Genomic DNA, 10,039 nt, shown 5'->3' with positions numbered 1-10,039 from the left:
CTCCGACTCTTCCCGGGTATGCCAAGACTCCAAAACCTCTGTTGACATACAGAAATTTCCCTTCACTTTCATATAGATCGGCCCATTTCGGGTAACGGTACTGAACTGGTGACCATTTTATATTTTTAAGATCCAGACCAAACTGCATTCCGTGCGTATGTCCTGAAAGCGTAAGGTGAACGTTTCCCTTGTGTTTTTTTACCACATAGTCAAAATGGGTAGGATCATGGCTCATTAATATTTTTGTAGCGGATTCCGGTAGGTTTTCGAGTGCTTTATCCAGATCCCCGAATTGTGGAAACGGCTTTAACCCCCAGTTGTCAACTCCGAGAATATATAATTTATCGCCGTTTTTTTCAATTACTCTGTTTTCGTTTCGCAACATATCAAAACCTGCCTGTCTTTCATATTCTATCAGATTTTCAAGGTTCTTTTTCTTGGCATCCGGAGAAGTCCAGGTTACATAATCTCCATAATCATGATTACCAAGAACCGCAAATTTGCCATCTTTAGCTTTTATTTTTGAAAATAAAGGAATGAATGGCTTGAACTCTTCCGCAACATTATTCACCATATCTCCTGTAAATAGTACTAAATCCGGGTTTTGTTCATTGATAAGCTCTACAGCATGAGCGAGCCTGTCAGGGTCTGAAAAGCTTCCGCTGTGCACATCGGAAATCTGTACGATTTTATATCCTTTGAAGCTTTTCGGAAGATTGTTAAGGGTTACTTTAACTTTTCTTACTTTATGTCTGTATTTTCCAAAAGTGATTCCGTCTATGAACAATGCGGAAAGCACTCCACCCATACCTAACCCCATTAAACTTAAAAATTTTCTTCTTTCCGGGAAGAAATTTTCCGTAGGCCTTATCAGTCCTGTAAGATAGCTTCCGGTTCGGAAAATATCATCGATTAATAAAAATAGCACCACAAAAATCTTAGGCAAAATAAAGATAAGAAACAATGAAACCATAATCTGTGTTCTCATCGTATTCCTGTCTGATCTTTGGAAGTGAGTGATCTCATAAGCAAAAACTGCATAAATCCCCAAAGATACTACCCAATACCCGAGCCTTATCCAGAAATTATCCGTCAACGTTCTTATTGCCTGGTAAATATATACTTCTAAAAACAGGAAGATAGCGGCAATAATTAAAAAATTTCTTTGCATAATATGTTTCAAAAAAAGCACAAAAGAAATTTCCTTTGTGCTTTTACTATTTTAAGTTAAAATTATTCAATTAAGGAAATCTGTAAACGATAGCATTGATGTTCATTCCTGCTCCCACAGAAGTCATAACAATGTTACCTTTATCTTTAAACGATTGACCCTCCATTTTTCCTTTAATGATTAAATCATACATGGTGGGAATCGTTGCTACAGAAGAGTTTCCAAAGTTCTGGATCGTCATTGGAGAAATAGAATGATCATAATCTTTCACGTTATAAAGCTTGTGAAGTCTTTCAATCATGGCATAATCCATTTTCGCGTTCGCCTGGTGGATCAGGATTTTATTGATGTCTTCAATAGAAAGACCTGCATCTTCAATAGTTTCTTTAATAGCGGCAGGAACATTTTTCAGAGCGTACTCATAAATTTTTCTGCCCTGCATTCTAACAAACAAACGGGTCTGATCAGATTCTTTATTAATGGATGGACCGTTAGCCAGATAATCAAGCTCTACACCATTATCACAAATGGTATTGTGAGCAATGATTCCTACATTTTCATTATCAGTAGCTTTTACCACTACAGCTCCGGCTCCGTCTGCAAAGATCATTCTGTTTCTGTCGTACGGATCTGTTACACGGCTCAATGTTTCAGCTCCGATCACCAAAATGGTTTTAGCGGCATTGGCTTTAATTAAATTATCTGCCAGAATCATGGCTTCCACCCATCCCGGACATCCGAAAAGCATATCATAAGTAACACACTTTCTGTTTTTAATGCCCAATTTATTTTTTACTCTTGCAGCCATAGTCGGCATGAAATCGGCATATCCGTGTACCGTTACCTCCCCGAAATTGCTGGCGTAAATAATATAATCTAATTCTTCAGCATCAATTTTTGCATCCTCAATAGCTATTTTTGCTGCTTCATAACCGATTTTTGAATTGGAAAGATCATCATCGATGAACCTCCTGTTTTCTATTTCTGTAATCTCTACAAATTTAGCTATAGTTTCTTCAGCAGGTTTATCAATCTTAACCCCGTCTTCTGTATAAAACTCTGAATCCAGGAAAAAGTCTCTTCCGATAATTCTGCTGGGAAGGTAAGATCCTGAACCAATAATGATCGTATTCGGCATTCGTTAAATGATTTTTTAAAGATGCAAAGTTAATAATTAATATTAATAAGAAAGAATTAAAAATATTATTAAATTTGCAAAAATTGTACTTTACAATCTATGAAAAATAACCCATCCTTAAAAGGTTTACTCATTGCTGTTGTGGCTTTTATACTTGCCTTTGGGATTTATTTCCTCTTTTTGTCCAAGAAAAATTATTACCTGGTAGATAATCCTACTTCCAATACGTATTATTATACGATTAATAACGGTTCCGAAGGAATTATTTCTGCAGGGCAGTCGGTAAAAGTAGACCTGAACAAAGGGAAAAATGCTATCAAAGTTTTCGATCAGAATAAGAAATTACTGTACGATTCTGCATTTCAGGTAGATAAAATTCGTGGTCTTATCAATATCGCTCATCAGGATTATTATATCAATCGGCAATTTTATGGATACAATCTTAAAAAAGATTCATTACTTTTGGTGCTTGATAAAACCGTTATAGACGGGAAAGAATATTTTGGGGCTCCTAAACGTTTCAATAAGCTTTATACAGAAGATTTTTATTACAATGTAAATGAAGATTATGATAAGCTGATTAAGAATATTGACAAGGTGGAATCCCGTACAAAAATTTTCAGAAAACAAGATTACCTTAATTATTATAAAGAATATTACAAGTTTTGACAAAAGATATCAACCAAGTAACGCCCTACAATTCTGAAGCTACCAAAAAGAGCCAGGTAGAGGATATGTTCGACAATATTGCACCGAAATATGATCTTTTAAATCATGTTTTGTCCATGAAAATTGATGTTTTATGGAGAAATAATCTGGTGAAATGGATGAAAAATGATAATCCGCAGGAAGTGCTGGATGTGGCTACAGGAACGGGAGATTTGGCAATTGCCATTGAAAAAGGAACAGCTTCCAAAGTAATTGGTTTGGATTTATCGCAACAAATGTTAAATGTTGGCGTTATTAAAATAAAAAAACTTAAATTAGACGGCAAAATTTCCATGCAAAAAGGAGATGCGGAAAATTTACCTTTCGAGGACAATAGATTCGATGCTGTTTCCGTTGCATTTGGAGTAAGGAATTTTGAAAACCTCACCAAAGGTTTATCGGAATTAAGAAGAGTAGTTAAAGATAACAAAAGTGTTTACATACTGGAGTTTTCAAAGGTTGAGGGGTTCATGGGGCCATTGTATATGTTTTATTTCAAAAATATATTACCTGCCATCGGCAGACTGGTCTCAAAAGATAATAGGGCATATACGTACCTTCCGGATTCTGTAAATGCTTTTCCTTTCGGGGAAAAGATGAGACAAATTCTTTTAGATACAGGATTTAAAAAAGTTGAATATAAAAAACAAAGTTTAGGTATAGCCACAATTTACAAAGCAACAAAGTAACCTATGAATAAATTTTTATTAAGAGCACTGGTTTTAGCCACCGTAAATATCGCAGTTTTTGCAGATGCACAATTTAGAACCCGAAACAGAATGGACAAGCTTGAAGATTTCGATCAGCAGACATTCAGCTGGGGTTTTTATTTAAATGGCAACTTGCTTGATTACCGTATCGTATTACACCCAAGATATGGGATGAGCGGAAATCACAATCTTGTTACATCTAAAGAAAGTATCAGTTTCGGTGCCGGGTTGATCGGTAAATGGAGACTTAACGATTATTTGGATTTAAGAATGGAACCAGGGTTACAATTTGCTCAAAGACAGCTGACCTTTAATACTCAATCCAATGATCAGTATGCAGCCGGAACTTTAACCAACCCTCCTTTTACACCTATTCCATTAACTGAAAATGATAAAGTAAGAGAAATTAAATCTACGTTGGTAGACGTTCCTGTACTATTGGAGCTTCATGGCCAAAGATGGTATAATTCCAGACCTTATATTGCTGCAGGGGTAAATTATGTAGTGAATCTACAGTCCAATTCAAGCTCGGAAGATGATAACTTACAGCAGGTTTTCAGATCTACGACGCATAACTTTGCCTGGTCTGCGGAAATGGGAATCCAGTTTTACTTCAATAAATTTAAGCTGACTCCTGCGGTAAGAGGAACTTTTTTCATGAATAATGAAAAAGTGGCGGATAATGCAACGACTCCCCCTTACTGGTCAGCAGCAGTATCTACATTGCAGACAAGAGCGATCATGTTTGTACTGAAATTCGAATAAGAATTAAGAAATATAAAGAGAAAAGGAGATGCATTGCGTCTCCTTTTTTGTTTCTGTGGTTAAAATATAAGAAATTTTATTTTTATTACTGTTAATAATTTCATATTTTTGCTATTAGTTAGAATATATAAACCTGAAATGCTTCAAGACTTAGAAAACAATTTTTCAGAACTGGAAAAAAAGATTTCGAATTTACAAAAGAACTATCGGACTCTTGCTGAAAAATTATCGGAATTGAGTATTGAGCATGAAGATCTGAAGAAGAAATATGATGAGGAAAGAAAAAAAAATCAGGTATTAGCAGAAGAACAAAAAAATATAAAACTTTATTCAGCAATATCAGGGAATCCTGAACACAACAGGTTAATGAAAAATCATATTAACAGGCTCGTGAAGGAAATAGATTTCTGTATTGCCCAGCTTCAAAACAGTGGATTATAATGGAGGTAAGAAGAATAACCATCAACATTGCAGGAAGGGTATATCCGCTGAACGTACCGGCAGCAGAGGAAGAAACTCTGCGGAAAGTCGGGAAGCAGATTGAAAATATGATTAAAGATTTTGAACAAAACTTTGATGTAAGAGATAAACAGGATGCTTTAGCCATGTGTGCCTTGAAACTGGGAACCAATGCCGAAGTAATGTCTCTGAAATACGAAAAAAGTATACAATCTACCAACGAAAGATTAATCCAGATTAATCAATCGTTAAATGAAATAGGGAAATAATTTTCCCGAAAAACTGCCTACAATAATTCTAACACATTAAAGGTAAACTCAACGCTAAACAATTACCGAACAAATGTCCATTGAATGGCGTGCCGGTCTTCCGGATTACAGACAATGGAAATCAGTTCAAATCGTGTTGATTAGGAGTTTACTCTCAATCTTTGAATTGTTGTAGGCTTTTTTATTTATGAATTATGAAGACAATTAAAACTCGATATATATGACAACAACCGCAATTATTGTCGGCGTTATTTGCTTAGTAGTCGGGGCTGTTTTGGGAATGATTTTTTCTAAAAGCTCTTTAAACTCAAAAGCTAAATTTATTATAGATGATGCAAAGAAAAATGCCGAAAACCTTATAGAAAAAGCTACTGTACAGGCTGAATCCATAAAGAAAGAAAAAAACCTTCAGGCCAAAGAAAAATTCCTTGAACTGAAGTCTCAGCACGACGCTGATATCCAGGCCCGCGAAAAGAAAATGCAGGAGGTGGAAAAAAGGATTAAGGATAAAGAACACAAGCTGAATGAGGAGCTTAGCAAGACCGGAAAGCTTGAGAAGGATTTGGATAAGCAAATTGCAGATTATGCTAAGAAAAACGAAATTTTAGATAGAAAACAGCATGAGTTGGATACTGTTACTGCTAAAAAGGTTGAAATTCTGGAAAAAATATCTAATTACACTGCAGAAGAAGCTAAAGTTGAACTGGTGGAATCCATGAGAGCCGAAGCCAAGACAAGAGCTCAGGCACATGTTCAGAGTATCATGGAAGAAGCCCAGCTGAATGCTAAAAACGAAGCCAGAAAAATTGTTATTCAGACGATCCAGAGAATCGGAACGGAGCAGGCGATCGAAAACTCGGTATCTGTTTTCAACATTGAATCAGACGAGGTTAAAGGAAGAATCATTGGTAGAGAAGGTAGAAATATCCGTGCTTTAGAAGCGGTAACAGGCGTTGAAATCATCGTTGATGATACTCCGGAAGCGATTCTTCTTTCATGTTTCGACCCGGTAAGGAGAGAGATTGCAAGATTATCACTTCACAGGTTGGTTACGGATGGAAGAATCCACCCTGCAAGAATCGAAGAAGTAGTAGAAAAAACAAGAAAGCAGATTGAAGAGGAAATTATTGAAGTAGGAAAAAGAACCATTATAGACCTTGGAATTCACGGATTACATCCGGAACTGATCAAGATTGTAGGTAGAATGAAGTACCGTTCTTCTTACGGACAAAACCTATTGCAGCACTCCAGAGAAGTAGCCAATATTGCTGCGACCATGGCTGCAGAATTAGGTCTAAATGTAAAATTAGCTAAAAGAGCAGGTCTATTGCATGACATTGGTAAAGTTCCGGAGCAGGAATCAGAGCTTCCACACGCTTTATTAGGAATGCAGTGGGCAGAAAAATATGGTGAAAACCCGGAAGTTGTAAATGCGATCGGAGCTCACCACGATGAAATTGAAATGAAATCATTATTATCTCCGATCATTCAGGTAGCGGATGCTATTTCAGGAGCCAGACCGGGAGCCAGACGTCAGGTATTGGAATCTTATATCCAAAGACTGAAAGATCTTGAATCTGCGGCTCTAAGCTTCGACGGAGTATCAAGTGCCTATGCAATTCAGGCAGGTAGAGAATTGAGGGTAATGGTAGAAAGCGGAAAAGTAAATGACGAAGTGGCTTCTCAACTATCTTATGATATTTCTGAGAAAATCCAGAATGAATTAACGTATCCCGGACAGGTAAAAGTAACAGTGATCAGAGAAACAAGAGCTGTGAATATTGCCAGATAATAATTGAATCAAGATATTTGATAAAAACCTTTCAAGAGATTGAAAGGTTTTTTATTTTTATCCAAATTTTAAAAATCAATGCAAGAGCTTTCTCTGTCTTCAAAACTGAAGCACATTTTTTCCATTCCCGTTGTTATTTCCGCATTAGGCTACTTTGTAGATATTTACGATCTCCTTTTATTTGGTATTGTAAGAATTCCCAGCTTAAAAGATTTGGGACTTAATCCTGATGTTGACGGGACTTTTATTCTTAACTGTCAGATGGTGGGCTTATTGCTTGGTGGAGTTCTGTGGGGTGTTTTCGGAGATAAGAAGGGAAGGCTTTCTGTTCTATTCGGTTCTATTCTGGTGTATTCATTAGCCAATATCGCCTGTGGCTTTTTACCGTATTTTCCCAAAGAACATTTAGTCTATCAATATGCTTTTTTAAGATTTATTGCGGGTATTGGTTTAGCGGGAGAGCTGGGAGCCGGGATTACGCTCGTTTCTGAAAGCCTGCCAAAAAACCTCAGGGCGATAGGCACTTCTGTAGTAGCCGGTTTTGGTTTAATGGGAGCTGTTGTAGCCCAATTAACGGTAGAATTGGCCGGAGGCTGGAATATTTCTTATATCATAGGAGGTGGATTAGGAATTCTGCTTTTGTTTTTAAGGATCAGTGTGTCTGAATCCGGTATTTATAAAAAAATGGAACATAAAAGTGTTTCCAAAGGAAATTTCTTTTCCTTTTTTACCAATAAGGATCGTTTGATAAGATATTTGAAATGTATCGCAGTCGGATTGCCGACCTGGTATTGTATTGGAATTCTGGCTGTTTTAGCGAATCAATTTGCGCCTGAATTGGGAATTACGGAAATCAGTCCCGGGAAAGCCATTATGTGGGCTTATGTAGGTATTTCTGTAGGGGATTTATTGAGCGGATTTATTTCTCATGCATTAAAATCCAGAAAAATGGCTATTTTTTATATGCTTGTTTTTACTCTGATCGGTGTAGCGATTATGCTTTTTGGCAATACCAATACTGAAACCAGATATTACATTTTCTGTGTGTGGTTAGGACTGGGGACCGGATATTGGGCGATGTTTGTCACCCTGGCCGCAGAACAGTTCGGTACCAATATCAGGAATACGGCAACCACCACCGTACCCAATATGGTAAGGGGGCTAGTTCCTGTGATGATCCTGGCTTTTGATTTTTTCAAGAACAGTTTTTCGATTATTGTAAGTGCAGCTCTTCTTGGAGCTATTGTATTCGGATTAGCTTTTTATTCGGCCCTTACGATTTCTGAAACTCACAATAAGGATCTGGAGTTTACCGAATAATATTGTTTAATAAATAGAGCAGTTTTATTTCTCTGCAAATTAAATATAACGGTAATTATATCAGTGAATTATTAAATTTTGTATTAAATTATGTTGCAAATAATATATATATGTTTAACTTTGAAAGGAACTAATTTATAATTGTTTAATCAATAAAATCAAATCACATGTCAAACAACATTTTAAAAAACGCTAAGAAATTAAACAAAGCAGATCTTAAAAATATCGCAGGAGGAATCAGCGGAAATCCTGATTTATCTCTTTGCGGATGCAGCTGTTCAGGTTCTGTAACGGGTCCTTGGTATTGCGTACAGTATATCGGATGCCCACAGGTATATACATGCGGATCTTCTGACATTTAAGAAATTATTTCAATTGAAATAAACATTTCCACATTTAAATACAAAAGCCTTTTGGTTATCCAAAAGGTTTTTGTTGTTTTTAACTCATAATATACATAAGGCTTCCTATACTTATAACTATCCAAAGAATGATGGCGGAAGCTAAAGGTTTTGCTCCTATGGTTTTTAAAGTCTGGACAGACAAGGTAGAGCCAATAAAAAATAATGTCAAGTTCAAGCCTGATTTCGCGAAGCCGGTTACTATGGAAGTTATACTATCCGGAAAAGGAAGATAAGTGTTCAGCAAAATGGCAAGTATGAACCACCCGATAAACCATGGAATCTTAATTTTAGTTCCTTTATTTTTAAAGATAAACATCGTGATTACGGAAACCGGAATAATCCATAATGCACGAGCCAGTTTTACCGTGGTAGCTGTTTTTAAAGCTGCATCTCCGTACTTACTTGCGGCTCCTACTACGGAACTTGTGTCATGAATTCCCACGGCACACCATAACCCGAATTGCTCTTGGGAAAGCTGTAGAAAATGACCTATTGCAGGATAAATAAACAGAGCAATGGAATTAAGGGTGAAAACGATGGCCAAAGCAAGGGAAATCTGCCTGGTTTCGGGTTTAATGATAGGCGAAGTTGCCGCAATAGCACTTCCGCCGCAAATGGCGGTTCCTACAGAAATTAGATAAGACAGCGGCTTATCCAGTCTGAAGATTTTTCCTAAGAAATATCCTAAAACCATGACGGATATAATGCTTGCAACCGTTATTATAAACCCTGTCTTCCCTGCCTGTAAGGCTTCATCCAATTGTAACCCGAATCCCAGTCCCACAATGGAAATCTGCAGTAATAAATGGATGTAGGAATGAAGGCTCTTTTCAAACGGATGGCCAACAATAACAACCATCAGAAATCCTAAGGCCAAGGCAACGGGTGAGGAAATAAGAGGAGTGAGGCAAAGAATCGCAAATCCTATAAAAATGATCTTTTGAACGGATTCACTGAAGCCCAATTTTTTCATATTGTAAAACATTGAATTCATGGTTCAAAATTCTACAATTTATTATTACAAAGTAAATTGAATTTTGTTATTGGAAATAACTTTTAGTTATAATTGATAAATCTTAAAAAGAGCCTGATCAGTTCAGACTGTTCCCCTTTGGGAAGAATGATATGGAAATTCCTTTCAATACTGAAATTCTTAATGTCAATAATCGTAAGAAGATTACTTTTTAACTCAGGAAGAATGGTACTTACAGACAGAAACGCCATACAATCTGAATGCAGCAGATAACTTTTGATGCTTTCACTGCTTCCTAATGACATCACGGTATGCAATTCTTCCATATTA

At 36.6% G+C, this 10,039-nt stretch carries 12 protein-coding genes; 8 read left to right on the top strand and 4 right to left on the bottom strand.

What is annotated here, in order from left to right; all coding sequences use genetic code 11:
• Together ACGHIN_RS15430 and ACGHIN_RS15425 are read right to left on the bottom strand one after the other, a co-directional pair.
• Positions 1 to 1,171: metallophosphoesterase (locus ACGHIN_RS15430; RefSeq protein WP_390455480.1), on the bottom strand; the 1,171-nt coding region annotated here is incomplete at its 3' end.
• A gap of 70 nt (positions 1,172 to 1,241) precedes the next feature.
• Positions 1,242 to 2,309, bottom strand: a complete 1,068-nt coding sequence (locus tag ACGHIN_RS15425; RefSeq protein ID WP_390455477.1) for a 3-oxoacyl-ACP synthase III family protein — start codon at positions 2,307 to 2,309, stop codon at positions 1,242 to 1,244.
• Positions 2,310 to 2,408: 99 nt separating this feature from the next.
• On the opposite strand from ACGHIN_RS15425, the gene ACGHIN_RS15420 reads away from it, so the two are divergent.
• From ACGHIN_RS15420 to ACGHIN_RS15385, 8 genes are all read left to right on the top strand, one after another.
• A complete protein-coding gene (locus tag ACGHIN_RS15420; protein ID WP_390455474.1) occupies positions 2,409 to 2,978 on the top strand; it encodes a hypothetical protein in 570 nt (189 codons plus the stop codon).
• The gene (ubiE, locus tag ACGHIN_RS15415) at positions 2,975 to 3,706 is read left to right on the top strand and encodes a bifunctional demethylmenaquinone methyltransferase/2-methoxy-6-polyprenyl-1,4-benzoquinol methylase UbiE (RefSeq protein WP_390455471.1); all 732 of its coding nucleotides are present in this window, start codon (positions 2,975 to 2,977) and stop codon (positions 3,704 to 3,706) included. The genes ACGHIN_RS15420 and ubiE overlap by 4 nt, the downstream gene beginning before the upstream one ends.
• 3 nt (positions 3,707 to 3,709) lie before the next feature.
• Positions 3,710 to 4,492: a type IX secretion/gliding motility protein PorT/SprT gene (gene porT / locus ACGHIN_RS15410; protein WP_390455468.1), complete on the top strand. Its 783-nt coding sequence runs from the start codon at positions 3,710 to 3,712 to the stop codon at positions 4,490 to 4,492.
• Positions 4,493 to 4,630: 138 nt separating this feature from the next.
• On the top strand, positions 4,631 to 4,933 hold the full coding sequence (locus tag ACGHIN_RS15405) for a hypothetical protein (protein WP_390455466.1): 303 nt from the start codon (positions 4,631 to 4,633) through the stop codon (positions 4,931 to 4,933).
• Positions 4,933 to 5,220: a cell division protein ZapA gene (locus ACGHIN_RS15400; protein WP_390455463.1), complete on the top strand. Its 288-nt coding sequence runs from the start codon at positions 4,933 to 4,935 to the stop codon at positions 5,218 to 5,220. The genes ACGHIN_RS15405 and ACGHIN_RS15400 overlap by 1 nt, the downstream gene beginning before the upstream one ends.
• 220 nt (positions 5,221 to 5,440) lie before the next feature.
• Positions 5,441 to 7,012, top strand: a complete 1,572-nt coding sequence (gene rny, locus ACGHIN_RS15395) for a ribonuclease Y (protein WP_390455460.1) — start codon at positions 5,441 to 5,443, stop codon at positions 7,010 to 7,012.
• 78 nt (positions 7,013 to 7,090) lie between these two features.
• A complete protein-coding gene (locus ACGHIN_RS15390) occupies positions 7,091 to 8,332 on the top strand; it encodes an MFS transporter (RefSeq protein WP_390455457.1) in 1,242 nt (413 codons plus the stop codon).
• 167 nt (positions 8,333 to 8,499) lie between these two features.
• On the top strand, positions 8,500 to 8,694 hold the full coding sequence (locus ACGHIN_RS15385; RefSeq protein WP_390455454.1) for a hypothetical protein: 195 nt from the start codon (positions 8,500 to 8,502) through the stop codon (positions 8,692 to 8,694).
• Positions 8,695 to 8,773: 79 nt separating this feature from the next.
• On the opposite strand, the gene ACGHIN_RS15380 is transcribed toward ACGHIN_RS15385, so the two are convergent.
• Entirely contained in the window at positions 8,774 to 9,709 is a 936-nt protein-coding gene (locus ACGHIN_RS15380; RefSeq protein WP_390455451.1) for a YeiH family protein, read from the bottom strand.
• A gap of 83 nt (positions 9,710 to 9,792) precedes the next feature.
• The coding region (locus tag ACGHIN_RS15375) for a LysR substrate-binding domain-containing protein (RefSeq protein ID WP_390455448.1) at positions 9,793 to 10,039 on the bottom strand (247 nt) is incomplete at its 5' end.

Source organism: Chryseobacterium barbadense (genome assembly GCF_042849955.1).
GTDB lineage: Bacteria > Bacteroidota > Bacteroidia > Flavobacteriales > Weeksellaceae > Chryseobacterium.
This window is presented reverse-complemented; position numbering and strand designations above follow the sequence as displayed.

Bases quoted from the DNA above. Each gene is read 5' to 3' on its own strand.
- ACGHIN_RS15425 (WP_390455477.1), bottom strand. From the start codon at position 2,309: ATGCCGAATACGATCATTATTGGTTCAGGATCTTACCTTCCCAGCAGA.
- ACGHIN_RS15420 (WP_390455474.1), top strand. From the start codon at position 2,409: ATGAAAAATAACCCATCCTTAAAAGGTTTACTCATTGCTGTTGTGGCT.
- porT (WP_390455468.1), top strand. From the start codon at position 3,710: ATGAATAAATTTTTATTAAGAGCACTGGTTTTAGCCACCGTAAATATC.
- ACGHIN_RS15405 (WP_390455466.1), top strand. From the start codon at position 4,631: ATGCTTCAAGACTTAGAAAACAATTTTTCAGAACTGGAAAAAAAGATT.
- ACGHIN_RS15400 (WP_390455463.1), top strand. From the start codon at position 4,933: ATGGAGGTAAGAAGAATAACCATCAACATTGCAGGAAGGGTATATCCG.
- rny (WP_390455460.1), top strand. From the start codon at position 5,441: ATGACAACAACCGCAATTATTGTCGGCGTTATTTGCTTAGTAGTCGGG.
- ACGHIN_RS15390 (WP_390455457.1), top strand. From the start codon at position 7,091: ATGCAAGAGCTTTCTCTGTCTTCAAAACTGAAGCACATTTTTTCCATT.
- ACGHIN_RS15385 (WP_390455454.1), top strand. From the start codon at position 8,500: ATGTCAAACAACATTTTAAAAAACGCTAAGAAATTAAACAAAGCAGAT.
- ACGHIN_RS15380 (WP_390455451.1), bottom strand. From the start codon at position 9,709: ATGAAAAAATTGGGCTTCAGTGAATCCGTTCAAAAGATCATTTTTATA.